This window comes from Photobacterium damselae subsp. damselae (genome assembly GCF_038086725.1).
Lineage (GTDB): Bacteria > Pseudomonadota > Gammaproteobacteria > Enterobacterales > Vibrionaceae > Photobacterium > Photobacterium damselae.
Map to the genome: position 1 here is coordinate 1 of NZ_CP146972.1, position 26,445 is coordinate 26,445.

The 26,445-nt window shown below is 38.0% G+C and carries 29 protein-coding genes; 26 read left to right on the top strand and 3 right to left on the bottom strand.

Translation table 11 applies throughout. The features are described from left to right. The first annotated feature begins 265 nt into the window (after positions 1-265). The 3 genes from WAX86_RS20095 (at position 266) to WAX86_RS20105 (ending at position 2,205) form a co-directional block, all read left to right on the top strand. Positions 266-721 carry a hypothetical protein gene (locus WAX86_RS20095; protein WP_341489831.1) on the top strand — a complete coding sequence of 152 codons (456 nt, stop codon included), beginning with the start codon at positions 266-268 and terminating at the stop codon, positions 719-721. A gap of 500 nt (positions 722-1,221) precedes the next feature. Then, complete coding sequence (locus tag WAX86_RS20100) at positions 1,222-1,701, top strand: hypothetical protein (protein WP_341489832.1); 480 nt, start codon at positions 1,222-1,224, stop codon at positions 1,699-1,701. A 354-nt stretch (positions 1,702-2,055) separates the two neighbouring features. Then, a complete protein-coding gene (locus WAX86_RS20105; protein ID WP_094461605.1) occupies positions 2,056-2,205 on the top strand; it encodes a Hok/Gef family protein in 150 nt (49 codons plus the stop codon). 973 nt (positions 2,206-3,178) lie between these two features. Here WAX86_RS20105 and WAX86_RS20110 read toward each other — a convergent pair. Beyond that, complete coding sequence (locus WAX86_RS20110; protein WP_239974138.1) at positions 3,179-3,994, bottom strand: hypothetical protein; 816 nt, start codon at positions 3,992-3,994, stop codon at positions 3,179-3,181. A 581-nt stretch (positions 3,995-4,575) separates the two neighbouring features. On the opposite strand from WAX86_RS20110, the gene WAX86_RS20115 reads away from it, so the two are divergent. From WAX86_RS20115 to WAX86_RS20215, 21 genes are all read left to right on the top strand, one after another. Continuing rightward, positions 4,576-4,902 carry a hypothetical protein gene (locus WAX86_RS20115; RefSeq protein WP_341489833.1) on the top strand — a complete coding sequence of 109 codons (327 nt, stop codon included), beginning with the start codon at positions 4,576-4,578 and terminating at the stop codon, positions 4,900-4,902. Positions 4,903-5,061: 159 nt separating this feature from the next. After that, positions 5,062-5,445 carry a TraY domain-containing protein gene (locus WAX86_RS20120; RefSeq protein ID WP_341489834.1) on the top strand — a complete coding sequence of 128 codons (384 nt, stop codon included), beginning with the start codon at positions 5,062-5,064 and terminating at the stop codon, positions 5,443-5,445. Positions 5,446-5,783: 338 nt separating this feature from the next. Continuing rightward, positions 5,784-6,161, top strand: a complete 378-nt coding sequence (locus tag WAX86_RS20125) for a hypothetical protein (protein ID WP_341489835.1) — start codon at positions 5,784-5,786, stop codon at positions 6,159-6,161. A gap of 26 nt (positions 6,162-6,187) precedes the next feature. After that, complete coding sequence (locus WAX86_RS20130; RefSeq protein WP_341489836.1) at positions 6,188-6,424, top strand: hypothetical protein; 237 nt, start codon at positions 6,188-6,190, stop codon at positions 6,422-6,424. A 187-nt stretch (positions 6,425-6,611) separates the two neighbouring features. Beyond that, a complete protein-coding gene (locus WAX86_RS20135; protein WP_341489837.1) occupies positions 6,612-6,974 on the top strand; it encodes a TrbC/VirB2 family protein in 363 nt (120 codons plus the stop codon). Between the two features lie 8 nt (positions 6,975-6,982). Next, on the top strand, positions 6,983-7,276 hold the full coding sequence (trbD, locus tag WAX86_RS20140) for a conjugal transfer protein TrbD (RefSeq protein ID WP_341489838.1): 294 nt from the start codon (positions 6,983-6,985) through the stop codon (positions 7,274-7,276). Further along, a complete protein-coding gene (locus WAX86_RS20145; protein WP_341489839.1) occupies positions 7,273-9,675 on the top strand; it encodes a conjugal transfer protein TrbE in 2,403 nt (800 codons plus the stop codon). The genes trbD and WAX86_RS20145 overlap by 4 nt, the downstream gene beginning before the upstream one ends. Positions 9,676-9,696: 21 nt before the next feature. After that, on the top strand, positions 9,697-10,455 hold the full coding sequence (gene trbJ / locus WAX86_RS20150; RefSeq protein WP_341489840.1) for a P-type conjugative transfer protein TrbJ: 759 nt from the start codon (positions 9,697-9,699) through the stop codon (positions 10,453-10,455). A 19-nt stretch (positions 10,456-10,474) separates the two neighbouring features. Then, complete coding sequence (locus tag WAX86_RS20155; RefSeq protein ID WP_239974177.1) at positions 10,475-10,684, top strand: hypothetical protein; 210 nt, start codon at positions 10,475-10,477, stop codon at positions 10,682-10,684. Further along, complete coding sequence (gene trbL, locus WAX86_RS20160) at positions 10,654-12,174, top strand: P-type conjugative transfer protein TrbL (protein WP_341489841.1); 1,521 nt, start codon at positions 10,654-10,656, stop codon at positions 12,172-12,174. Before WAX86_RS20155 ends, trbL begins: the two co-directional genes overlap by 31 nt. Further along, positions 12,152-12,844, top strand: coding sequence for a VirB8/TrbF family protein (locus tag WAX86_RS20165; protein WP_341489842.1), 693 nt, complete (start codon positions 12,152-12,154; stop codon positions 12,842-12,844). Before trbL ends, WAX86_RS20165 begins: the two co-directional genes overlap by 23 nt. Positions 12,845-12,860: 16 nt before the next feature. Beyond that, on the top strand, positions 12,861-13,733 hold the full coding sequence (trbG, locus tag WAX86_RS20170; protein ID WP_341489843.1) for a P-type conjugative transfer protein TrbG: 873 nt from the start codon (positions 12,861-12,863) through the stop codon (positions 13,731-13,733). Next, positions 13,733-14,155, top strand: a complete 423-nt coding sequence (locus tag WAX86_RS20175; protein WP_341489844.1) for a hypothetical protein — start codon at positions 13,733-13,735, stop codon at positions 14,153-14,155. The genes trbG and WAX86_RS20175 overlap by 1 nt, the downstream gene beginning before the upstream one ends. Further along, entirely contained in the window at positions 14,152-15,444 is a 1,293-nt protein-coding gene (locus WAX86_RS20180) for a TrbI/VirB10 family protein (protein ID WP_341489845.1), read from the top strand. Before WAX86_RS20175 ends, WAX86_RS20180 begins: the two co-directional genes overlap by 4 nt. Before the next feature lie 12 nt (positions 15,445-15,456). Then, on the top strand, positions 15,457-15,969 hold the full coding sequence (locus WAX86_RS20185; RefSeq protein ID WP_341489846.1) for an OmpA family protein: 513 nt from the start codon (positions 15,457-15,459) through the stop codon (positions 15,967-15,969). Between the two features lie 11 nt (positions 15,970-15,980). After that, positions 15,981-17,921 carry a type IV secretory system conjugative DNA transfer family protein gene (locus tag WAX86_RS20190; protein WP_341489847.1) on the top strand — a complete coding sequence of 647 codons (1,941 nt, stop codon included), beginning with the start codon at positions 15,981-15,983 and terminating at the stop codon, positions 17,919-17,921. Next, a complete protein-coding gene (gene traF, locus WAX86_RS20195; RefSeq protein ID WP_341489813.1) occupies positions 17,914-18,447 on the top strand; it encodes a conjugative transfer signal peptidase TraF in 534 nt (177 codons plus the stop codon). Before WAX86_RS20190 ends, traF begins: the two co-directional genes overlap by 8 nt. 107 nt (positions 18,448-18,554) lie before the next feature. Further along, a complete protein-coding gene (locus WAX86_RS20200; protein WP_341489814.1) occupies positions 18,555-20,762 on the top strand; it encodes a DNA topoisomerase 3 in 2,208 nt (735 codons plus the stop codon). Between the two features lie 33 nt (positions 20,763-20,795). Beyond that, positions 20,796-21,332, top strand: coding sequence for a lytic transglycosylase domain-containing protein (locus WAX86_RS20205; RefSeq protein ID WP_239974201.1), 537 nt, complete (start codon positions 20,796-20,798; stop codon positions 21,330-21,332). Beyond that, a complete protein-coding gene (locus WAX86_RS20210) occupies positions 21,319-21,507 on the top strand; it encodes a hypothetical protein (protein WP_239974203.1) in 189 nt (62 codons plus the stop codon). The genes WAX86_RS20205 and WAX86_RS20210 overlap by 14 nt, the downstream gene beginning before the upstream one ends. Further along, entirely contained in the window at positions 21,494-22,960 is a 1,467-nt protein-coding gene (locus tag WAX86_RS20215) for a zincin-like metallopeptidase domain-containing protein (protein WP_341489815.1), read from the top strand. The genes WAX86_RS20210 and WAX86_RS20215 overlap by 14 nt, the downstream gene beginning before the upstream one ends. Positions 22,961-22,995: 35 nt before the next feature. On the opposite strand, the gene traI is transcribed toward WAX86_RS20215, so the two are convergent. Together traI and WAX86_RS20225 are read right to left on the bottom strand one after the other, a co-directional pair. Next, on the bottom strand, positions 22,996-24,759 hold the full coding sequence (gene traI / locus WAX86_RS20220) for a TraI/MobA(P) family conjugative relaxase (RefSeq protein ID WP_341489816.1): 1,764 nt from the start codon (positions 24,757-24,759) through the stop codon (positions 22,996-22,998). Beyond that, on the bottom strand, positions 24,749-25,069 hold the full coding sequence (locus WAX86_RS20225) for a hypothetical protein (RefSeq protein WP_341489817.1): 321 nt from the start codon (positions 25,067-25,069) through the stop codon (positions 24,749-24,751). Before WAX86_RS20225 ends, traI begins: the two co-directional genes overlap by 11 nt. Before the next feature lie 272 nt (positions 25,070-25,341). On the opposite strand from WAX86_RS20225, the gene WAX86_RS20230 reads away from it, so the two are divergent. Then, the gene (locus tag WAX86_RS20230; protein ID WP_341489818.1) at positions 25,342-25,674 is read left to right on the top strand and encodes a hypothetical protein; all 333 of its coding nucleotides are present in this window, start codon (positions 25,342-25,344) and stop codon (positions 25,672-25,674) included. A gap of 23 nt (positions 25,675-25,697) precedes the next feature. Beyond that, on the top strand, positions 25,698-26,444 hold the full coding sequence (locus WAX86_RS20235; RefSeq protein ID WP_341489819.1) for a hypothetical protein: 747 nt from the start codon (positions 25,698-25,700) through the stop codon (positions 26,442-26,444). The last annotated feature ends 1 nt before the right edge of the window (position 26,445 follow it).

Below are 26,445 nucleotides of genomic sequence, written 5' to 3' on the forward strand. Positions count from 1 at the left end.
GGTCAGTTAGACTGATAAGCGATTTATGGTGAGATGGATTGATAAGATAGTCAGATTTAAAATAAATCTATTTATAGGGTGTTTGACCTGATTTTAGATTTATTTTAAATCCGAATGTATGATCGCTTAGGCGGCCTTTGTTGTAACATAGGCATTACAGCGTATCTGTCAGCCCAACTTTAAAATGTCACATGATAGCTCTATTGCTATGATTACTAGATTAATGCTAATGTATGCGTACATTAGCATTAATTAGGTTTTTACTATGTCAGATATTGAAAAAGTTCGTTCTCGTTTTTATGATGAATTTTTTTATCCCCTCAAACACTTTAGAAAAAATTATCTTGATGAGATAAAGAACTTTAGTGTCGAAAATTGTGATGCGCCACAAAGAGGTGCAAGACTTAGCGCATTAACAAAGAATTATAAAACCTCAGAAATGCTGGTTTTTGTTCTACAGATCGCTCTTGATTTACAACTTGACCTTACTCCGTTGGTTGTTAAACGACTTAATAATGCATTGTTTAGTCGAACAGGAAGTCAGCGTGACATAGTGGCATTGTTTGGTTCTCAAGGACGCGTTCATCGTAGTAAAGATGCCAATCCTGAGCGAATTGCATTTATTGCCGAACAATACAAATTTCACGCAAACCAGCATTGGCAGCAATGTCTACTCGATATTCAAGCAGTAAAATCGGACTATAAAGCGCAATCAAGATAGTTAATTAATGCTAATGTACGCATACATTAGCATTAATATAGTCATAGAACTTAAGCGACCAAGTAGAGCTATCATGTGACATTTCTAACTTGCAGTATCGTGTGACATTTTAAAATTGTTGTAACAGGGGGCTTACATTCTTGGATCAGATTATGCCTTTTATGTTAAATCGCTAATTTTACAGTGATTTATTCCAACCACAGCAAGCCTCTCTTAAATCACTTCCAAAAGATCACACAAAGCCATCTAAAACACACCAGATCACGCTAAGTAAAATTATGGAGAGAAAGTTTCGAATCGAAATTTGTAGAGTAGGGGATCGATCTAAGTCGATTTTGGTACTCTAAGGGCTGTTTTTTACAAAGTTCGGTTTTAATGAATGAAAACTAAATAAGGTTAGGAATTATTTAACAACCTACACCCCAGATTTAAAACAAATCTATTTACTGTTAAAAAATTATATATTAGATTTATCTTAAATCTAATAATTTTGGTGAAATATGATAAACGGCAAACTAAAAGACAGTACAAAAACGGCTATGCGTCATATATTGCAGGATTCAGCGACTAAGCGTACCAACCTATCACTGCGCATTAATGAAGATCTGCATTTTGAGTATAAACAATTAGCTGATACTTATAAGAAAATTAGCGGTGCATCATTTCCGCTAGGAGCATTGGCTGATCAACTTGTAACAGATTTAAATCAAATCTGTCGTAATGAAGTCGCAATGATGTTTTTCAATGCGTTTCCACGCGGAGCATTAATCAGCATTATTAAAGAAATGGCTAAAGAAAGCACTTTCGATAGTGATTATTCTTTAATTCGAGAGTTAAAACTCAATAAGAAGTATCAAAAAATGATTCATGGTGTATGTGAAAGGTTAGATATTAGCTATGTCACCTGTTCGTCTGAATTAGACGACATAGTTCAAAGAGAGGCATTCATCACGTACTCAAAATTTAGTAAAGGGGTTTGAGTGAATTAGAGAAGGAGCCTTAAATATACATACATATAGCGGCACACTTTTCTGAACCCACTTTGCTTGTGGCCGAAGTGGGTTCAGAAAAGTGTGTTGCTTCAACACCTAAAAATAAGACGCTGAGAAGTGAAAGCGGTTCTTTGAGTGTAGCGAAAAGGTTCGTTTTTACTTTGAAGTGTCAGTATAATATTCAGCGGGTGCTCTTGGCTTTTCTGCCATGAGCATAGCAACGTTCAGCTTGTAGTAGAAAAGACAAAGCCCCGAAAGTTAAATTTCTTTAACCAACGAGGCTTATATCATGTTCTTTCGCAAGACTGATTTTAGTCTCTATTTAATTAAGAGGCAAGCAATATGCTACGAAAGACCGCCCTAATGGGCTTGATTGTTATTTGTTTAACGATCTTAGGTTTTACCTTTATGGTACGTGATTCACTCTGTGAATTGCAGATCAAGGATGGTCAAACCATCTTTCTAGCTAAACTGGCTTACGAAGTTAAGTAGATGCTGGAGCGAGTAGGGGATTCCGAATCCTCTACTCGGTTCAGATTGTTTTAGAGCAGGCCATAGAGCACCCATTCAAAATGACGATACCACTGGTTGCAACACATTAATATAGTTTCTGATTTTCGTCATATCGTTGAATGCCGTGATTCAAACAGTTAGAGCAAATAGCTATATTCTCATCATTTTTTGTTACACCGTCACACATATATTACAACCATTTCATTTAAACCCTATCTAATAAAGTAAAATATAGTACCTAGAGTTAAGGCTACCTAAAAGCCTCATGAGGAGCGTGCGACGAATACTAAGCCTCGCGTAGCGAGATAGTGCACAAAATCTTACCACGGTCATTACAGCTCATGTTTGGCGCTATTTAAAAGCGAACTCTTATCCTCTTCCCTGCTAGGCGCTCTTTTTGCTGTGGTTGATATAAACACTATAGGTTCCTGTCGAATGACAAAAGATACTGTTCAAGTGGCCTCTTCTATTATCGGTGGATGATGTTTTGGTTGTTGAGAGTTCTGTTCGCGATCTTTTGGGGCCCGTTAAAACGAAATGATAGTTAGAGTGAATGCAGAGTTAAGTTGAAGTAATAAGCTTGAAGGTTGCTCGATGTTGAATTCGTTTTAATGGGAGGTACTTATAGGCGTAGCCTTTTTCTAAACAATAAGAAGTTTCTTCTTACTTAACTATATTAAGTATTAATACTAAACAATCTTTATTTATAAAGACATAAAACCTCTGCTCTTTCATATTGTTTTTTCTCATTATTTTTTCATACTATCGTTTTGATAAGATACAAACAGACTTATCCACAGCACCTCAAAAATTCAGGATAACGCCGTCATACCAGCACAATTTAAACTTTAACACACAATCTTTTTGACCTAATTTGTTCACTTTATAACCACCAATTTTAATCAGATACAACAAAAGCCGCAGTTAAGCGGCATGGGTAGAATTGGTTCACTTAATGTTCAGAGAGGTAGTTGCCACCGTAAATATCAGGGGTTATATCTCTGCCCTGGGGATAACGGGGGTTATCTCCAGTTCTAGCTATTTTTGCAAGCTGGCGTTTAACCCAAGCGTATGAATCACTGAATGGTTCATAGACCCACCATACATTCGATAAGCCTTGCTTCATTCGATTCTTTGCCGCTTTTAACTTAGACTTCATAACTCCATCGTCAGTCTCTAGGCCAAAGACACGTAAGAACTTAGCAGTGATCGCTTTATAGGCTGCTTTCGAATAAACACGAGGAATTTCCTCGGTAATGATTTGACCTTCATCATCAAGAGTCGGTGGTAGCTCTTCATCGTAGATGAAAACAGCATCTACAGTCAGATAGTCGGCCATCTTGAGCAAATGAATAGTGTGGTAATAACGTTTAAGGCTAATTGTTTCACCCCAAAACTTCTGATAACGATCCATGAACCATGCATGAGTGATGGTTTCCATATGGGCATTCTTTGCAAATCCGATCTGGTAGTTCTCAACGTCCATCTTAGACATCAACACCGTCATAACCTTTACACAGTTTGCACGTTGACGCTTTTGTAAACCGCCAACAACGGACTGGCAATACTGCAAATCATGTAACTGGTTATTGTAGCAATGAGGATTATCAATGAATTTCGCAAATGCTAATAACGCACGTTTAGTACAATAAGGGTAGTAAGACTTACCGAACTCGTTCTTTTTTGCGCCAAGCGCGGTTATGCGAGCCGTTACAAGACTTTGGAGGTCGGTTTGTATAGAAGAGTTGGATTGATTATGCGATTTCATGAGACAAATCCTCATAACAATCCATTAATTGACCAAATATTGATCTATGGTTGCTTATGATTTGATTGTCTCTGAATTTTTTAGACTGCATCATGCAGTGAAGTGACGATTTCATATCTATTGATTCCAACTCATTAAAAGTCTGTTTGGCTTTCCACACCAAACATTGAGATCAGTGTACAAATAATCGAACAGAAGATCAATAGCTTAAAATTTAGATACAAAAAAGCCCAAACCGAGTTGGCAGCTTGGGCTTTTTTGCGAATGCTATATAGTGAGTTGGAAGCTCACACACTCTAAATCTGAAAAATACACTACATAGTAAACTATGTAGTTAGCGTGCTATGTAATGCACTTGATGTATCAGATTCTTAGTTAATTATAGTTAAAGATAAGAAAAAAACAAGTGCTTAATTGTATTTTCAATAGACGTAAAAATTCTAACCTTAGTAAAAACCCTGATCTTATGATCAGTAAAGGGTGAAGTTTTTCATCATATTGTGTATAATTCGGGCATGATTTGGGTGAGCTGCAACTCACCCAAATCACTAACCACACATACACGCAACAGGAGTATAGGTATGGCTGACCGCGATCCTACAGATCTAATAAAAGAGATCAACCAAAATTTATTACCAAATGAGCTAGCTAAGTATTTAGCTGTATCTTTTCCCGAACTAAAAGAATCAGAAGTAATGTGCTTTCATTATGTATCTTATGGATACACTAATGAAAGAATAGCAGAGTTAATGGGAAAGTCAGTTTGGACTATTAAAGATTATGTTTCATCTTTATTAACTATATTTGAGGTCAAGACAAGAGTTGATTTAAGAGTCATATACTCATGTAGGATTAATGCATCTATTTTCTTATCCATAGCGACACTATCCAAGAATAATATTTGTTAATTACATTGATTATTTTGTGATTATATCCTCAAAAAAACGAACATAAAGATTATGATATAAAATACCCCCGTTATGGGGGTGTTTTTTTTACATACAAAAAACTATTCTGTGTCTGTTTTATTTTTTCGCAAAACATAATTAACAATAAATTTGAATATTATGAATAATCAACATGAACATGAAACAGAAAGAAAGGTTGCTTTAGAATTAGATTTAAAAACTCGAAATCTCTTAAATATTGCAGCGCAAGCTTCTGGAAGAACATTAAAATCGGAAGCATCAATTCGTGTAAACGATCACCTAACTCATTTTTTAAATGCTGCCCGTTTACCCATTATTAGTGGAGATAAACATAATGTGATCGTTTTAAGTGCAGCATCTAACCATTTATTAGAAATGGACATGAAACAATTAGCAAAAGGGTCTTCTTTTGCTAGGGTTACAAATAAAGCGAATGAGTGTAATTGGAGACTTCGAGATCATTTGAATAAAGTTGAATATATTGCAACTATCGGTAAACGTTTTTTAAGAGATGATAAATAATAATAACTATCATCTTTATATTAATGTGTTTCAGTACACATTAAATTAATTCAGTTAGTCACTCTATGTAAAAGACCTAAAGCACCAAGAACGGGGCAGGCGGGTTATAGCCTAAGAACTTGGAATCGCCAAACCTTGGGCGACGACCTCTAAAAAAGGGAATACAAGGATATTTGACTGTAAATCATAGAGTTAAAATCGCTGCTCTGGTCAAGTCAATTGAATTACGATCAATTATAAGCACTCATCGTAACGAGGTGTTGAAAGACACCTACCGACCTTATTTAGTGAATTTTTGAATTTATCAATTACAAAAATTTTCTAAAAGGACTACCTTTATGCAAATTTTATATGGTGTTTTACCTTATCAATATTTAGAAGAACTCGGTGGAGTTAAAGGACTGACAGGCAAATCTTTTTATCATCATGCCTTGATAAAAATTAAATATATAGACGACTTAAAATCAGGTGTTTTGTTTGCCGCACTCATTGATAATAATAGTTTGTATATGTATCCAGTGTTTCATGGTGAGATAAATCACATTATTATCAATCCTCGCTGTACAAGAACCATTTCGCATATCAAACCATCTAGTGATAATGCAAAAAAGAAAAAGGAAAGAAAGGATAAAAATCTTTTCCTAACAAAAAAGAATTGGAAACAATTTATAGGTCGAAGACAAACATTGATTAAAGCTTATCAACAATCGATTTAATACCTTGATATATTAAGGATTTAATAATGGCTACTGGTATTTATAATCATGTACCAAGTTCGTTAGCGCAAGTTCTCTCTGTTATACCTGTATCATTAGTTATCTGGCAATTTATAACTCTTATATTGTATGGGGTTTCAATATTAATTTTTGTAGCTCCTCGTCAGACAAAAAAAACGGGTATAGCAGCCCCCTTTGTTCTTATCTCTCTTTGCGTTATTAATATTGCTGGAAGCTTATTGTTGATTCAAGCAAGTACCTAAAATAGTTTGTTGCAGTGCTAATTAACTTAATCATTAATTAGTCATTACTCGTAGAAGCCTTGCTTCATTTTTGGCACTAGATTCTAGTGCCTCTTTTTTATTGTTCATCGAAATAAAACTTAACTTTATTTCGATGCGCAATAGTGCATCTAATCACTTATAGTAAAATATTAATATTGGATAAGTTATGTTTAAAAAAATTAAAGGTGCAATTTCTCAACAAGTTAACCGCTTCTTACCGTTTATCTTGTTAACACCAGCTTTTGCGCACGCCTCATCTTCAACAGGTATGCCGTGGGAATCACCACTGACTAAAATTGTAGACTCCGTAACAGGCCCAATGGCCTTTGGTATTTCTGTTCTAGGTGTTGTGGTTGCAGGCTTTACTCTCGTATTCGGTGGTCAACTAGACGGGTTTGTTCAAAAAATTGCGATTCTTGCTTTGGTTATTGCGATTATCGTATTAGCAACAAACGTTATGAGTGCATTGTTCGGTATCTCTTCAACGGTTGTTGCTATGAGCGCATTGCAACACTTACCTATCGCATAGGATTAAACATGAGCGAACAATTACAACATGTTCGCATATTTAAGTTTAACCGAAGTCATTTGTTTCTAGGAGGTGAACGAGAATTAGTTCTCGTCACCTCCCTTTTCTGTCTCATTCTCATCGTCATTCTGCAGAATGTGATTGCCGCTATTGTCGGGGTGGTTTTGTGGTCAGCTTTACTACCTGTTTATAGACTCATGGCGAGCGCAGATCCTCGAATGTCTAAAGTTTACTTTTTGTATGCACGTTATCAGAGATTCTATGCCGCACATGGCATGAAAAATCATGGGAGATTAAAATGATCCCGTTAAAAACATTTAGAAATACCCATAAAGGCTTTTCAGACCTACTTAACTATGGCGCAATGGTTAATGATGGGATCATCGTTAACAAAGACGGTTCTTTTTCTGCTGCTTTCCTATATCGAGGATTAGATATAAGTAGCTCAACAGAGTCAGAACGAAATCAAATAGCTAATCGAATGAATCAAGCTCTAGCCTCTCTTGGCACTGGATATATGACTCAAATCGATGCAATCCGCTCCAATGTTTCTACGTATTCATCACCTGAACATTCTCATTTCCCCCACGCTGTTTTCAAAATGATTGATGATAGTCGGCGATTCTTTTTTGAAGAGAGTGGTAATAAATATGAGTCTAAATACGTACTGACTGTGACTTATATGCCTCCATCAAAAAACCTTTCAAAAGTCACCGAACTCGTTTTTGAAGAGGGTGATATTGAGCGTACCAGTCCAGCTCAACGTAATTTGGAACGATTCCAAAATAAGCTCATTGAACTGCAAGGTATGCTTGAGGTTTTTCTTCAAGTGGAACGTCTTAAAGCTCGAAATAAAGAGGGGCAATGGCAGGATGAATTTTTAAGCTTCATTAATTTTACTATTTTGGGGAAATGGCAACCTATAACATTGCCTCATACACCCATGTACTTAGATAGTTATTTAGGTACATACGATTTTTGGACAGGTTTAAAGCCCAAATTAGACGATGAATACATTTGTTGTATATCCATTGATGGGTTTCCTAACTTCGGCCATCCAAACATGCTCAGTGCTCTAGACTATTTGGATGTTGAGTACCGATGGAATACGCGCTTTTGCCATTTTGACGCAGCTCAAGCCATTGAGTTATTAAATAAGGAAAAGAACAAATGGAAACAGAAAGTTGTTTCGTTTAAAGATAAGTTATTGAAAACCAATAACCCTGTTCAAGATGACGATGCTTTAGATATGGTTAACCAATATGACAGCGCAATAACAGCAACGTCAAAAGGGGATATTCAATACGGCCATTACACAAGTACCATCGTCTTACGACATAAGGACATTGAGACACTAGAACTTTGCGCTGATGATGTAACAAAATGCTTGCGTAATATCATGGGGTTTACGTGTAGAGTTGAGACAGTCAATGCAGTCGAAGCATTCTTAGGCACATTGCCTTCAGATTCATTACACAATGTTAGAAAGCCTCTAATCAGTACGATGAATCTTAGCCATTTATCGCCCTTAGCTGGAATATGGACAGGTAACGCGACTTGCCCTTGTCCTTTCTATCCCGAAAACTCACCTCCTTTAATGTATTGTAATGCTGAGGGAAATACCCCTTTCCGCTTTAATCTGCATGTTAATGACTTAGGACACACATTAGTTTTCGGTCCAACTGGCGCAGGCAAATCTACGTTACTTGCAACCATTGCCGCTCAATTCATGCGCTATCCAAATGCCTCATTATTTGCCTTTGATAAAGGCAATTCGATGTTTGCTATTAGCCAATGCGGAGGTAAACATTTTGATATAGGAGGTGATAACAGTAGCCCTAGCTTTGCTCCACTCTCTGAGTTAGACGATGATTTTGAATGGTGTGAACAATACATAGAGCAACTGCTTGTTTTACAAGATACTCAAGTAACCCCCTCCATGCGCTCCAAAATTAACGAGGCTTTAAAGCGCATGACTGGCAATGGCATAAAAACGCTCAGTGAATTTGTTGCAATGGTACAAGATGATGCCATCAAAGAGGCTATCAACTATTACACAACGGGTAGCCGTTGTGGTGATTTGCTTGATGCAGAAGAAGATTCTCTTGAGCTTTCTCATTTACAAGTGTTTGAAATCGAATCACTCATGAATCGAGGGGACAAGGATCTTATCCCTGTTCTGTTGTATTTATTCCGAAAAATCGAACGAGGTCTAAAAGGTCAGCCAGCTATGATCATCATTGATGAAGCTTGGATTGCGCTGTCACATCCCGTTTTCAGAGAAATGATCAAGGAGTGGCTAAAAGTATTACGAAAAGCAAATTGTATTGTTTTAATGGCAACTCAATCATTAACGGATGCGGTTAAAAGTGGAATGTTGGACGTATTGATTGAATCATGCCCAACTCAAATTTTCCTACCCAACTCAAAAGCTGAACAATTTGCTGATATATACAGTCAGTTTGGACTCAATAGCCGACAAATTGAAATTATTAAGAATGGCCGCCCTAAACGTCAATATTATACGTTTACACCAGAGGGAAGCCGTTTATTTGATCTCGCGCTGAATCCTTTAGCTCTCGCATTTGTTGGTGTTTCAGATAAAGAAGAATTAGCCGAGCTTAAACAGATAATTCACGAAACGGGTGATACTTGGTATTTACCTTGGCTTGAACATAAAGGTATCGATTTAGCCGCTTAATACTACATAAGGAATGACATCATGAAGAAAATAATATCGTTAGCTTTGATTACATTATTTAGCTCTCAAAGTTATGCTTTTTATTGTGCTAATTGCGCGAACACTTGGCAAATGGCAACCGCAAATGCCAAACAAGCTCAGTCCTATTTAGAAACAGTAAAACAAACTTTAAACTCAGTAAAATCATTACAAAATGAAGCTCAGTCGATTGCTTATCAATTCGAGAACCTTAAAAACTTAAATACTCATAATTGGGGTGATGCTTTAACACAAATAGATCGCTTAGGTCGAATTGCACGCGAAGGTCAAGCCTTGAGTTATTCACTTTATGACCTTAATTCCACTTGGAACGAAAGATTTAAAGGTTATGAGGGTTGGGCAGGAAAAGAGCAAACTAACCAAGAAATGACGATGCAATACAAAGTTTGGGGTGATACGATGCGCGACACGGCCAAATCTTCACTAAGAGTTGCACAAGAAATGGCTAAGATTCAAGAAGAAGATGAATCTACTATCAATAAGTTACAACAAAACTCAAGCACATCAACAGGCGGATTAGCTGTAGCTCAAGCCGGCAATGAAATTGCCGCACAAACAACACGCCAGCTACAGAAAATACAAACGTTAATGCAAACAGATATTCAAATGACCGCAACCAATATGGCCTTAGCATCAGAAAAGCAGGAGCAACGACAAGCTGCTACTGATGCAATGATAGCCTCACCTGATGAATTAAAAACGAATATTCATAATGGTAAAGATTGGTCAAAGCTTTGGTAATCAATAAAGAGATCTCACCATGAAAAAACTATTTATTTTAACCGCTATTCTCATTCCAACACTATTGGTTGGTTGTTCTGATCCTGCACAAGAGAAAAAAGAACGTTGTACTCAACTACAAAATGAAGCGACAGATGCTGGCATGGGGAAAGGGGATCGTAAATACAGTGAAATCAGAAAAGAATGGGATAAATTACAATGCCATCAGACCGACATTATTCACGGATAATACAAGGGGCTTTCATAGCCCTTTTCTTTTACTCCAACCAAGCAACCGCTCAAGTTGCACAAGATAATTCCTTAGACACCATCATCCAAGCTTTCCATGATAAATCCGCAGCATGGGAGCCAATAATACAGAACCTTACCCTTGGTTTATTTGGTTCATTGCTCACTATTTCAATGGTATGGCAATTTAGCCAAATGGCGATAAAAGAGGGAACGGGGTTAGTTGATGTTATAGCAGAACTGACTCGCAGAGCGATTACTATCGGGGTGGCGATTTGGTTATTCAACTCAGCTCCCGACCTTGCCCGAATATTAATCAACTCCTTTGTTGAAGTAGGAACAAGAATTTCGTCAGGAGCAGTTACTTTCAGTCCAAGTAACGTCTTTGAATTAGGATTAAATGTTATTTCTATTGCATGGGACAAAACATCTATTTCTAATCCAGTAAACATGCTCATGATGTTTTTTGTCGCTCTAATTATCCTTATTTGCTTTGCTATGATGGCAATGGATATGACTGTTCTCATTGTATCGGGATACATTACCGTATCGGGCGGTATCGTGGCGATGGGATTCCTTGGTAGTGAATGGACGCGAGATCATGCACTAAATTATTTTACAGCAGTGTTGGGTATTGCTTTTAAAATGTTAGTCATGCAGCTGATCTTTATTATTGGTTACTCCTTTATTCAAGATTGGGGAAACGCCATAAACTCAGATAGTTCAAATGTGGATTTTTTATCGTTAGTTGGAGCGTGTATCGTTTTTGCTGGCATGATGCGAGAGATACCACAGATTGCTGCGTCTTTAGCATCAGGCCGCTTCACAATGGCTGGCGGTGGGATTCAATCTGCTGGAAAAAACATTGGTGGGGCTGTTGCAGGGGCTGCACTCTTAGCAGGAGGAGCAGGAGTGATGGCCGCAGCAAAAGCTTCTGGACTGGATGAAACGTTAGATCCATCTTCAAAAGCAGATAATGCTTCACCAAATAACCAGGGGGGAATTGATACAGGCCAAGGTGATGACGGTAAAGCTTACCAAGCTCATATGGCGAAACAAGCTCAAGCCAAATCATCAACATCTTCTGATTCTCAACAAACTCAATCAACGCCACATTTCGACTCGCAACCAGACAACACCGCACCGAGCTATCAAGGAACGAATACAGGGAAAGGTGATAGCGGTAAAGCCTACCAACAATCCAAAGCTAAACAAGTCGCGGCAGGGGCAGCTAAAGCAACAGGCAGTGTTGCTAAAGGTATTTTACATGCCACTGCCGAGCAAAGTTCAATTGGTCGTCATATGGCAAGAGCCGCAATCAAAATGGAACAGAGTTCGGAAAAAAGTAAGCTTGATAAACAAGCTCATTATGAAGCGTTACATCGAGAATTAACTAACAGCCTAACAGTTGATGATGGTAACGATCCGAATAACTTTAGAGACAATATTATGCCTGCGAGAAATAATCATGAAGAAAACAAAGAAGAGTAAAATTGTCCATCTTGATGAGCAATCTCTTATGTACATCAGAGCAAAACATGAATGGGATGAACGAATAGGCAGTGCTTTAAGTCAAGCTCATAACTGGAAGTTAGCCGCATTTAGTGCAATGTTTATCGCTATTTGTGCGGTAGTAGGAGTGAGCTATATTGGTGCTCAAAGTAAAATTGAACCCTACGGCATTGCTTTGCAAGGCGATCAAGTCTTACCTATATCACCGTTAAATCAGCTTCCCGAAACCGAAGTTGAACGACTACGAGTATCTGAAATTGAAAACTTCATTGAAAATATCCGTGTCGTTTATTTGGATGTTGAAGCTCAAAAAAATGCAGTTCGCAAGGCTTACAGTCATTTACGCTCAGGCGATCCTGCATACTTGCAAATAACCGCTAAATTTAAAAAGCAAAGTCCTTTTGAACGCGCAGAGACAGAACTGGTTAAAGTAAAAGTCGTTGCAACTTTACCACTGTCTCCTAACACTTATCAGGCTGAATGGGATGAAACAGTAACCAATAGTACAACGGGTCAATTGCTGTCTAAGCAACGTTATAAAGCAACCTTAAACACCTATAACATACCGCCTACGTCAAAAGCCGCTATCCATTCAAATCCCCTTGGGTTCTACATCAAAACATTCAATGATGTAGCTATCTCTCACTAACATTTCGGATCTTATTATGAATAAATTACTGCCGATCTTATTGATCGTCAGCGCGAACGTGTGCGCGCAATCTGTACCAGCTCTCAATACTTCTGATATGTCTTCTCCCATGCTCGGCCAAAATCAACCATTAACGGCCAAAGAAAGACACGGGCTATCTTTGGCTAAAAAGTGGATAAATGGTACTTCACGGCCAATTACACACGGGGATGGTTCTGTTACTTATTTTTACGGCACAACGATGCCTCAAGTTGTTTGCGCACCACTTAAAACCTGTGATATTCAGCTTCAAGCTGGCGAACGCATCACTAAAAAAGGTGTAAATATTGGTGACAGTGTTCGATGGGTTGTGAGTCCTGCTGTATCAGGCGAGGGAGCGAACCAAATTACTCATGTTATCGTTAAACCCTCTGATGTTGGGTTAAATACCACAATGGTAATCACAACGAACAAGCGCACTTACAATATAGGCTTATCATCACGCTCACATGATTGGATGCCAACCGTTAACTTTGATTATCCCGAAGAAGTACAGGCTGAATGGGATAGCTATTACGCTAACCAGCAACAGCAAATTACCGAAAAAACGCTTGGTAATGGGTTAAACATCGACAATCTAGATTTTAACTATGATGTATCTGGCCGTGGTGCTTTTAAACCCGTTAGAGTCTACAACAACAGCTTAAAAACCATCATTGAAATGCCCTCTTCTGTTAACTCTGGTGAATTACCCTCACTGCTTGTTGTTAACGCAGGAAAAAAAGAGATTGTGAATTACCGCTATCGAAACAATAAATTCATTGTCGATCAATTAGCGAAACAAATCGTACTCATCATGGGAGTGGGCAGCGATCAGCAATCCGTATTAATTACCTATAAGGGCAAATAATGAATAAATTCTTTTTTGGTGTCCTTCTTTTATTGACGGGATGCGCTAACCCATTAATTGATCTTGGTGGTAATTTTAATAATGTTTCGTTAACACAACATCAAGCAAAACAAATAACCGATAGTGTGGCAAAAGAGTTGAAACAACGGTTTTACGCTCGCGCTGTCTTTGATTTTCCTCATGATCCCAATAATGTTTTTGCGGCCTCTCTTGAGCAATCATTACGATCTCAAGGGATGGGCGTTGCTATCAGTGATCAATCTCAATATCGCCGCTTACGCTATCGCCTCGATGCACTCAACGATACGCAATTTTTCATTCAAATTGATGTTGGTGATGTGCATTTTCAACGAATTTGGATTTTAGAAGATGGGATATTAGCACCATTAGTCAGCACAGCTAATTTCGAGGGGGGGCTATGAGCGATCAATCACCAAACGGTTTATCAACCAGTGCAGACCCTAGAAAAGGGTTTCTTGGTGGGGGGATTTCAAAAAAAATACTCATGATTGTTGTGGCTGGCATTTTTTCGTTGCTGATGTTTATTGTCTACATCATTTCACAGAAAGGCCAACATAACTCCGTAGATAAAAACGAGGGAGCAGAACAAGTTGAACAGACCCAAGATTCAGGCAATGCTCAAGAGGGTATGAATGAAATATTAAGTCAGGCTCCTGACTCAAATAGGATAACACCCCCTCCACCGCCCATGCCGCAACCCCAAGCACCTATTGAGCAAGCACCAATAGTCGAGAAACCGTCCCCTTTATTAGCTAAACCCGTTAAACCTCAAACTCAGGAATCAGAAGAGGATAGAAAACAACGGTTAGCCCTAGAGCGTGAACAAGAACGGATCAGGCAGCGAAAAGAGCAGCAACTTTTAGCCGCTTTAACCGCTCAGTCAGCAATCAATCTTGATATGGAAGATGAGAATTCAAAAGACGGTTCTAATGGATCGGATGCCATAGCCGCAGCCGAGCAGCAAGTGCAAGCGGCTATGAATGCTCAACAAGCGACAATGGTACAAGGAGGTTTAGTACAAGATGATCCAAATAAACAAGGTTCTAAGATAGCGTTCTCAAAAGAGAAGCACAGCAATACTTACTTGTTACAAGGTCGAGAAAAACCGTTGAGTCAATACGAGTTAAAGATAGGTACAGTTATTCCAGCAACGCTTATCAGTGGTATTAATTCCGATTTACCCGGCCAAGTCATTGCTTCGGTCAGCCAAAACGTTTACGACAGTGCAACAGGCAGTCATTTATTGCTCCCTCAAGGAGCCAAGCTCTACGGGGTTTACGACAGCAATGTAGCTTATGGCCAAGATCGTTTATTGATGGCATGGACACGTGTTAATTACCCAGATGGAACCACACTTGAACTTGAGGGTATGGGCGGTATTGACGCTCAAGGTTATGCTGGATTTGAAGATCAAGTAGACCATCATTATTTCAAAATTTTTGGTAATGCTTTCATCCTTGGCATGATAACAGGGATCAGTGAGGCGGGTATCAATGATGGAGATAATGGCGATACCAGCACCTCCGAGTCTATCAACAATGGCGTAACAGAGCAGTTTGCAGAAACAGGCTCAACGCTTATCGAAAAGAACCTCGATGTCCAACCTACGATCAAAATAAGAAATGGTTATAAATTCAATGTCATGCTCAACAAAGATGTGATTTTAAAACCTTACAGTCCAATCCAATGAGATTAAAAAACCATGAAATATACCATTATGGGGGTCATGCTAATTTGTGCATGGCCTACGCTTGCGCAGTCCTCATACATTAGAACAGAGGCTTACGCGACTCACTCAGATCATCAAAAAATTCATATATCAAGCAAGCTCACTCAACCCATTGTTCATGCCCCTCCCTCACCGATACTTTCACGGCCAATTAAAACGCAAACACTCAGTTCACAGGCTTTGTTTGGTTTTGATAGCAGTCACATTACAAACACATCAGCACTTAACGGCTTAGTGAAAACCTTACGACAAAGCCAAGCACAAACCATTTCAATTATAGGTTATACCGATAGCCGAGGGACTAGAGCTTATAACCAACGGTTATCTGAGCAACGAGCGAAATCCGTTAAGCGATACTTAAAACAAAAAGCACCCCAACACACATACATAACAGAGGGTAAAGGTGAACAAGATCCGATTGCCACAAATATGTACCAATGGGGCAGAAAACAAAACAGAAGAGTAGTTATTACTTTTGCAAGCTAACAAGGTCAATCATGGACAATAAACCTTTTGGCTATCAGGAGAAAAAACACGGCCTACCGCTTGCCAAGCGGTTAGGCTTTCTCTTTCTCTTTTTAACGATAGCATTATTTTTAAACATGGCAGCAACTGAGTATGTTGCACAACAATTTGGTTGGGAACATTGGACTGTACGTAACCCGTTCAGATGGATGCTATGGGCGATTCAATATCCAGAATACAAAGATTTCTTCCGTCAAATTTGGATTGGATTTTTAATTACTCTAGCAGCAACAGGGGGGATCATTTCATTAGCAATGTATTTCGCCAAAAAGCCCAAGGGAAACAAAACAAGTGCAGGCACAGCGGCATTCGCAACAAGACAAGATATAGAACAAGCGTCTTTTCTAACGGGTGATGGTGTTTATGTTGGAGGATGGGAGGAAAAAATAGGATCAACGAAACTAAATCCAATTGCAGGAGCAATGCAGTTACATTACCTCCGACATAATGGCCCTGAACACGTTTTATGTTTTGCTCCAACTCGTTCAGGTAAGGGCGTTGGCCTAGTCCTACCGACTTTATTAAGTTGGATGGGGTCAGCATTAATTCTCGACATAAAAGGAGAGCTTTATACTGAAACGTCAGGTTGGCGAAGCACTCAAGGTTCAAATGTTACCTTATTATTCGATCCTGCAAGACCTGAATCTGTTGGTTTTAACGCTTTAGAAGAGGTACGAATTGATGCCCCTATCAATGGTCGATTCACAACAAATGGTTATGAAGTATCGGATGCTCAAAATATTGCATTAATGCTGGCAAATCCTAATGGTGAAGACATATCAAAAGATCATTTTAAGCAGCAAGCTTACTCACTAATAACAGCACTCATTATTCATAACCGCTATAAGTCAGCTCATACGGGCGAGATGGCGAGTCTTACTGACCTAGGAGAAAACCTCAAAGATCCTGATACGTTAGATATATACGCTATGTTTTCCAAAATGATGACTTTCCCACATATGAATAAAGAAAGTTCACAAGAAGAAATGGCGTACTCTAAAGAAGAAATGGATGAATTGATGGGGTTAGATAAATCCGATACTCACCCTCTCGTTCTTCAAGTCGCTGCGGATATGTATAAAAAAGCAGATCGTGAGTTAGCCAGTATCATTTCTACTGCATCGGCTGCATTTAACTTATTTTTAGACCCAATTGTTGCTAAGAACACGAAACATAGCGATTTCACTATTGATCAGCTTCGAAACGATGATAAGCCGATTTCGCTCTATGTGGTAACAAGGCCAAATGACATTGATAGATTAAAACCGCTATCTCGAATGTTATTTACACTCATATTAAAACGCTCAACGGAAACGCTAGATAAACCTAAACATCGATTGTTAATGATGATGGATGAGTTCACTTCTATGGGGCCTCTTCAAGCACTTGAAGATTCTATTGCTTATGTGGGCGGATATGGCATCAAGATATACCTGATTGTTCAAGATACTGAGCAACTCTATAAGGCTTACGGTAAACAAGAAACGATTATGTCTAACTGTCATATTCGAATTGCGTATGCCCCTAACAAGCTTGAAACAGCAGAACTCCTGTCGAAAATGACAGGAACTATGACGGTAGCCGAGGTATCAACCACCATATCAGGTAAACGTTCTGGTATGGCCGATAACGTCAGTTATTCAATCAATGAGAAAAGCCGACCGTTATTGACTCCTGATGAATGTTTGCGATTACCAGCTCCGCTTAAAGATGAAAACGGAATGATACTTAAAGCGGGTAAAATGCTGATCTTTGCAGCAGGTTTTCCGCCTATTTTTGGTACTCAAATATTGTGGTTTCTAGATCCCGTATTTAAGAAACGTCATTCTAGCGCAGGAGGGAAAATGATAGCCCCTAAAGTTGCTGATCAAGTGGCTTTACTCAATAAGCCAGTTTGGGGGGAGCATGACTAACAATCAAAAAGTTGTGTTACTGCTGACAGCAACTGCGGTTATTACAATGGGTCTTGCTGGCGTTGGCTTTTGCTTAGGTTATCGATGGAATGAAAGTATCAGTTATCCCCCTGGTATATACCGTTTAACTCAAACTGACAAAGCCTATCAAAAGGGGGATTTAGTTTTATTCTGCCCACCCAATAATGCGGCCATTCAAATGGCAAAAAGCCGAGGTTATTTAAAATTTGGAACGTGTGACGGTGGTGTAACGCCTGTCATGAAACGCATTGTTGCCACAAGTGGCGATAAAATCTCATTAGATCATATTGTCAAAGTGAACGACCACGAACTGCCCAAAACCTACATACTGAAAGAAGATGGAGAACACCGCTCATTACCTAAACTGAGCAACTTCACTTTACAGGAAAACCAAGTTTTCTTGATTTCAGATCACCTACCAACAGTGAGCTTTGATAGCCGTTATTACGGCGCAGTTCCTACTAAAAACCTTATCGGCCATATAACGCCAATTTGGACACCATAACTTAATAGCCTTATGCACATATCCACATGGGAGCGAAGACATTAAAACTATCGCAGCGACCTTGTGGGTATGTGTATAAGGCCGACTCAACATTAAAGGAATGAATCATGCGTGTATTTATTGCAGAAAAACCATCATTAGCCCAAGCCATTTTTGAGGGGTTAGGAGGCAACCCCGAAACCGACAAAAAAAATGGTTATTATGAACAGGGTAATGATGTTGTGACATGGTGCTACGGCCACATGCTCGAACTTTTTGATCCTCAAGATTACGATTCAAAATATGAATCATGGAAATTTGAAGACTTACCGATCAAGACTCATACAGATCCCTCATTAAAACCGAAAAGTGCCACTAAAAAACAGCTTGATATTATTCTGGGACTCATCAAAAAAGCCGACTCAATCGTACACGCTGGCGATCCCGATGATGAAGGCTGTTTGCTGATAGATGAAATACTGGGGTTTGCGAAGAATACTAAACCAGTTATGCGTTTATTAGTTGCTGACCTTAACTTAGCTCCAGTTAAAAAAGCACTTGAAAACATGCAGCCAAACGAAAATTTTCAAGGTATGACAAAAAGTGCATTGGCTCGTTCCTTAGCAGATCAGAGTTTTGGATATAACCTAACTCGTGGTTGTACCCTGAAAGGTCGAGAAAAGGGGTTTGATGGCGTTCTAAATGTTGGCCGAGTACAAACGGCAGTATTAGGTCTAGTCAATGAACGAACATTAGCTAATCAAAACCATGCTGAAAGTTATTACTACAATGTTCATGCTGTTATTGATGTTAACGGCCATAGCGTCAAAGCCCAATATCAACCCACCGAACACGATCAAATCGATGAAAAGAAACGTATCATTTCAGAAGCCAATGCCAAGAATGTAGCAGAGCGCACCTGTGATAAATCAGCTCTGGTCACACTAGCCATGACAAAGCCTGAAAATACAAAGCCACCCTTACCGCTTAATCTATCTTCGTTACAACAAATTTGTGCAAAACAATTTGGTTATTCAGCCACAAAAACATTAGAGATCATGCAGAAACTGTATGAAACACATAAGCTACTCACCTATCCACGAACAGATAACCGATATTTATCTGACGAACATTTTTATCAAGCTAATGATTTAGCTCAAGCAGTCGCAAAGACACTACCATCATTAGCTGATGCTTGTTTGGAATTAGACACTTCGATTAAACACAAGGCATTTAACGCATCAAAAATTGAAGCTCACCATGCGATTATTCCAACGAATAAAGATGGGTCAGAGCTATCTTTATCAGATGAAGAAAGAAATGTTTATTCATTAGTCGCTATTCATTTTATTGGACTGTTTTATCCTGACGCAATTCGAGACAAAACAAAGGTATCGTTTGAAATATCGGGTGATACATTCAATGCAAGTCAAAGCGTTTTAGTTCAGCGAGGTTGGGAAGTATTACATCGAGATTCAGACAAAGGCGAGCAATCAAAACCTAAAGACGTTGATCTCTCCGTTCTGAGTTTTAATGATTCTGGATCTTGTACTCAAACAGACATCGAGAAGAAAAAAACACAGCCCCCGAAATACTTCACTGAGGCCAGCTTATTATCAGCAATGACTCGCGCAGCAAAATTCATTGATGATGATCCTGAATTACGCAAAGCACTTGAGGCTAAAGATGAGGGAGGTAGCGATCAGGGAAGTATAGGAACAGAAGCCACTCGCGCAGGAATACTTGAAAAACTATCCGCGAATTCAAACCTTATTTTGATTGAAAAAGAAAAAGGCTATAAAGAACTCGTTTGGAAGACCACTAAGCAGGGACAAGAATTTTGCGCAGCCCTACCCAATGAGATTATAAAACCGAATATCTCAGCTATGTGGGCAGAAAAACAGGCTTTAATTAAATCAGGCGAGGTAACGATTGAGCAATTTATTAGTGAAGTCGATACCTACATTTCCGATCAAATTTCACAGTTAGCTGAAAAAGGTATCAACATCACGGCCAACGGCATAAGTTGCCCAGCCTGCAACAAGGGTTTTTTACGAAAGCGATCAGGCAGCAACGGTCATTTCTGGGCTTGCAATCAATATCCAGAATGTAAAACCACATTCCCTGATAAATCAGGTAAACCGAATATGGAGAAAAAAAAGCCAGCAACCATGAGTGAGCATTTATGCCCTAATTGTGAAAAGCCGCTAGTACGTAGAAAGGGCAAGCCATACAAAGGCAAAGCCTCTTATTTTTATGGCTGCTCTGGCTATCCAGATTGTAAAACCACACTGTTTGAAAAAAATGGTAAACCCAATTACGACACGAAAAAATAAACAACATTTCATCATCAATTAACAAGGCCAACAATGTTCGATGTAGCTCCCTATATCGAATGTATCAATGATGTTCACTCAACAACCTTACAAAGCGTCATACGAAATGAATCTGGCGGTAATCCATTAGCAATAAACGTTAATATCATCAAAGGCAAACCACGCCCCAAATATCGTCAGCCAAAATCACGAAAGCAAGCCATTGCGCTTGCCAAGCGGTATATCGCGCTCGGCCATTCTGTAGACCTTGGCTTAACGCAAGTGAACAGCAGAAACTTACCTCATTATCGAGTTTCTATTGCTGATATGTTCGATCCCTGTACCAACATTAAAGTCGGTTCAACCATCTTATATGAAGCCTATCAACGAGCATTAAAAGTTGATAGCGACAAGCAATCTGCACTGCTTAAAGCGTTAAGCATCTACAACACTGGCAATATGCGCTACGGATTTAAAAATGGTTACGTCCGTAAATATACCCACGGTAAGCGCAACTCTCACAAAACCAGTCATTCAATCAATTACGCACAAACCACTATTGATATAGGAGATCTCTATGACACCCCCTAAAAAACGTCACACTGTCACAACTGATGATATGGGATTTGAAGAACGCCAACGGAGAATATCTTCTGGTGATGTCGTTGAGTTTACATTAGATGAACTTAAACAGATGGGAGCAACGCTTGATGATGAACCCATGACAGAGGAAGATTACGAGGTTGATCAAAATGGCGAAGACTAAAGATAAACCTAAAGAAACCCAAGCAGAGAAAGTGGCAAACCTCATCATTAAGCAAATAGAAGCTGGCACTGCTCCTTGGCAAAAACCGTGGGATTCAGAACATCCAAGTGGCCTACCCCACAATGGAATTACAGGGAACCGATACAAAGGAGGAAATGCTCTTTATTTACAAGCAGTACAAAATGAAAATGGTTATGATGACCCTCGCTGGATGACATATAAACAGGCTCAAACAGTCGGTGCTCAAGTAAGAAAAGGTGAAGAATCTACAGAGATTGTTCATTACAAATTCAAAGAGACTCGTTGGGTAGAAAATGATGATGGTGACAAAGAAAAGGTTACTGTTCATTTAGATAAGCCTAAAGCGTTCTCTGCAAGAGTATTTAACGCCCAACAGATAGATGGATTAGAGCCTTATAAAGCCCCTGAAATCACTTGGGATAAGAACGAACGAGCAGAAGCACTACTTCAAGCGTCACAAGCAAACATCATTAACGATCAAGCTGATAGGGCTTTTTATAGTCCTTTCCGTGATGAAATTCACTTACCCCCTCAATCAGCATTTCCTACCCAAGAAAAATACTATGCAACCGCCTTACATGAACTCGGCCATTGGACAGGTAGCGAAGATCGATTAGATAGAGACTTATCAGGTCGGTTTGGTAGTGAGAGTTATGCAAAAGAAGAACTAAGAGCTGAGATTGCTTCTCTTATGATAGCTCAAGAAACGGGGATTGCTCCTGATACAGAAAGGCATGCTTCCTATGTGAAATCATGGGTAAAAGTCTTACAAGACGATCCTAATGAAATAACAAGGGCTGCAAGTGATGCGGAGCAAATTACTAATTATGTTCTGGATTTTGAGCGCACTCTTGAACATGAGTTAACCGAAGAACAACGGCATATTGAAACAGAGCATCAAATTAATGAGCTGGCGAAAGATTCTATGGTTTACTCGTTAAACCATAATGATGAACCGTTCCTTTGTACTTTTGTTCATGACACGGATCTAGGTGATGAATATCAAGATATTCATAACGGAATATTCTATATGGCCGATTCAGCACATCAAGATAATGATAAACGCCTACTCGCCTCAATCAGCGAACAATCGGTGATACAACACTTAGATAATACGCAAACAGAAAAACTTCTTGATGCAGCCTTAGAGCAGAAACCTGAGAATAAAGTATTGTTAGTCTTCGGTGATAAAGAAACGAAGCAAAATTTAAAGCATCATGAACCTGATGTTTTTGTTATGACGGCCAGTGACATTGATTTTGGCTCCAAAAGCCTGACTGATGCAGTTAAACAAAAAGGCATCGAGGTGAGTTCTCGACATATAAAACAAGTCCAAGATGGAGCGCAAAGAAAACTGGATCGTAAACTGTATCAGGAAAAGGAAAAACAAGCAGAAAGAGCAACGGAAAGAACTTCTGACCTTGAACGTTAAAAAAGATAGGCTCAATTGAGCCTATCTCAATTATCTTAATGCTCAATCTGATTTTTCTTCTCACTTGAAGTAACACCAAGATTAATAGCACTACCCTTTTTAATAGATTTATAACTAGCCAATTCTCGCTTTTCAATAGGTTTAACAAACAGGATGTTTTCTTTTTTAAGCAATATGACAGATTGACTACCTATATTACGATAACCATCATATTCAAAGCTTCCAGATTCATTACCATAGAGTTTATGTTCTGGGATTGAATCAATCCTTTGTCGTGATTGATTTCGTTTATCGATAAATTGGGACACAGGATTTTGTGCATTAATTTTTTCACCGTTTAGATTTACATCAATATTGAGCATTTCAGCAGCTTCTTTAATTTGTGCTTTAAACTCGTCAGAACCATTAATTGTTAAGTCATTACCATACTTAATAATAGCCATTTCTAACAACTGCTTATGAGCTTGTAAACCCTCAGTTTTAGTCGTTAATTGTTTACCATTATCTAAAATAGTATTTTGTCCTACTTGATAATGAAGAGTTCCTTGTTTATCAACATCAATCTTATCAAAATGAGTAATTCGTTTATCATTACTACCTGATAATCCATTACGAACGATTTGATGATTAGCCTTAGTTCTTAAACGTTGTAAAGCTTCCTCATTACCATTTGCGGCCTCTAAACATAGGAACTGTTGAAACGACATATTACCGTACTGGTTATATATTGACTTACGAGCCTTTGCATATTCGGAGGTAATCAAGCTCAACACTTTTTTATTCTTTGCCCCTAACCTTTTATAAGAATCAAACTTTTGTGATGGCGTTAATATAGTATTATCTTTTATTCGTTGACGATGTAATGCATTCTCAACTTTTGCTAATTCACGCTGTCGAGCTACCTTATCGCGCAAAGAATCTAAAGATGAATCTTTCATTGAGGAACGTTCATCTTTAAATTCTTCGTATTTACTAAACAATGGATCTTTTTTCTGTTCTTTTTTATATTTCGATGAATCTCTTTTAATATTATTTGATTGTTTAAATACACCGATTTTTTTTTGCAATTTCGTTATAGATAGATCTCTAGAAACCGTAGAGGCTTTTACTGCTGTATTATTATCTTGGTTATAAACGACAAGACCTCTACCTGATTTCTTTAACTCCAAACCTACACTATCAAACACAGAATGAATATCATCCCATGAATTAGGTTCGTTTAATACGTCATTTAGTTTTTCCTTTATATTTTCATTACACCAAGATAATAAGCTTTGTTGGCCTGAATGGTAATCCATTGTCAGAGTCTCCAAAGATCGTGGTTGACGCTCCGTTATCTGTAAACCATGTTTAATTTCTAACTCAGCAGCAGCCTTCATAATATTAAGATGATAATTATATGGATTTATCATTTTTTGATTATCAGGATCAATTCGATTGATTGCCATATGTAAATGGTAGTTATCAGTATTCGAATGAGCTACAGAAATTCGATGATGTTTACCCATACCAATAGATTCAGCTATGGTCTGTTCTATATCATCCATTTGTTCACGATTAGGGATTTCATCATCAGGGAAAGAGACAACTAAATGCATTGTCTTATCTAATTTTGTTCGAGTATTCATCCCTTGAATTAGATTCATTTCAACAAGAGCTAAATCAACATCATCATTAATACAATTAGATATTGATATATAATCAACTTTACTACCATCATTTTGAGTATCGCACATATAATCAACTAAGCTATTGAGTGAGCGCGTTACTTTCTTTGATTTGATTTCTTCAACTATCATGAGCAACCAACTTTTTTATTTTTTCCGAGGTGATTAATAAATTATCTTCAATCATTTTTAACTTTTCTGGTGTATAATTAGAAGATTCATGTAATGTAATTCTAAATAAATTGCCAAGTCTTGCTAGATCGGCATTAACTTTTAATAAGGATAAAACCAAGTCATTATCAAATTTTGTTACTATTTTTTTATTCAAACCAGAATATCGCAAATATTCGGATAGGTTATTGGCAGAGGAACGTTCCGTCAATTGTATCAATCTTTTTTTTTCCTCTACTGATACACGTAGTTTTATTATTTCAGTTTTCATGATCCACCTTATGAGCAATTTATTGCGAATAACTAAAGACGGTAGTCGCAGCTTCGCAGAACAAGTAGTTTTTGTGGTTAATGAGCTTGCTCATGTGGACACAAAAACATTCCTTGCCATTGTTATATGCGCGATTTAACAGAAAAAAAAGCAACTCCGTTTAATTCCGCTTACTTCCGTTAAAGTTCGGTTGATTCCGTTTTAATGAAATTTCACCCTTAAATATTCGGTTGATTCCGCTAATATCCGCTAATTTCCTGTTAGGGCTATTTATGACAAAGAAAAGACGAATTGGCCTTGCCAATTTTAGAAAACACAAAGATGAAATTAGAGAAATGTATGTTCAAGGTTATCCAATAATTTATATTTATGAGCACTTTTCTGAAAAAGTCGATTTAAAGAGAACGCGATTCTATGAATTAATGAATAAAGAAATTATCGATGATAATAAAACGGAAAAAGCAAAATATAAAAATAAATCCGTACAACAAAAAAATTCACAACAAATATCACCTAAGCGAGAAAAAACAGACCCATTTAGACAAAAGAAAGAGCCAATTCATAACCCAACAATGACAGACGAACGTCGAAAAGAACTTTTTTAAAATCAACTATAAGGATTTATATCATGAGTAATATACATTTTTTTCTACAAGGAAAAGGTGGCGTTGGAAAAACATTAGCAAGTAGCTTTACTACTCAGTATTTAAAATCAATAAGTAATGATGTAAAGTGTATTGATACTGACTCAGTTAACCATACTTTTTCACAGTATAAGTCATTCAATGTTACTGAGTATAATATCTATGACCCCGATAATTCATTTCTTGATGAAACTATCATTGAACAAATGGCTGAGTATATCTATGAATCAAACCATGAAAATATTGTTATAGATAATGGGGCAAGCTCTTTCATGCCATTAATGAAATACCTTACAGATAATGAAATAATCACTGCGTTAAATGAGGCTGGACATCAAGTATATATCCATACTGTGATTACAGGTGGTCAAGGTCTTGAAGATACCGCAGCAGGCTTACAGTCAATATTAAAAAACTTTCAATCGACATCTATAATTGTTTGGTTAAATTATAAGTTTGGTGAAATATTAATGAATGATAAGCAATTTAACGAATGGGGATTATATAAAAACAATAAGAACTTAATATCAGGAATAATACCTATTGAATTTAACACAAGTCAATTATTCCAAAATGATTTAGAAATGATGCTAGGTGCAAAGCAAACATTTGATGAAGCAATGGATAGTGTAAAACTATTTAGTCGTAATCGATTAAATAAAATGAAAGAGCAAATATTCCAATCAATAGAAGATACTGAGTTAGATTGCTTTACAACTCAAGGTGAATGAT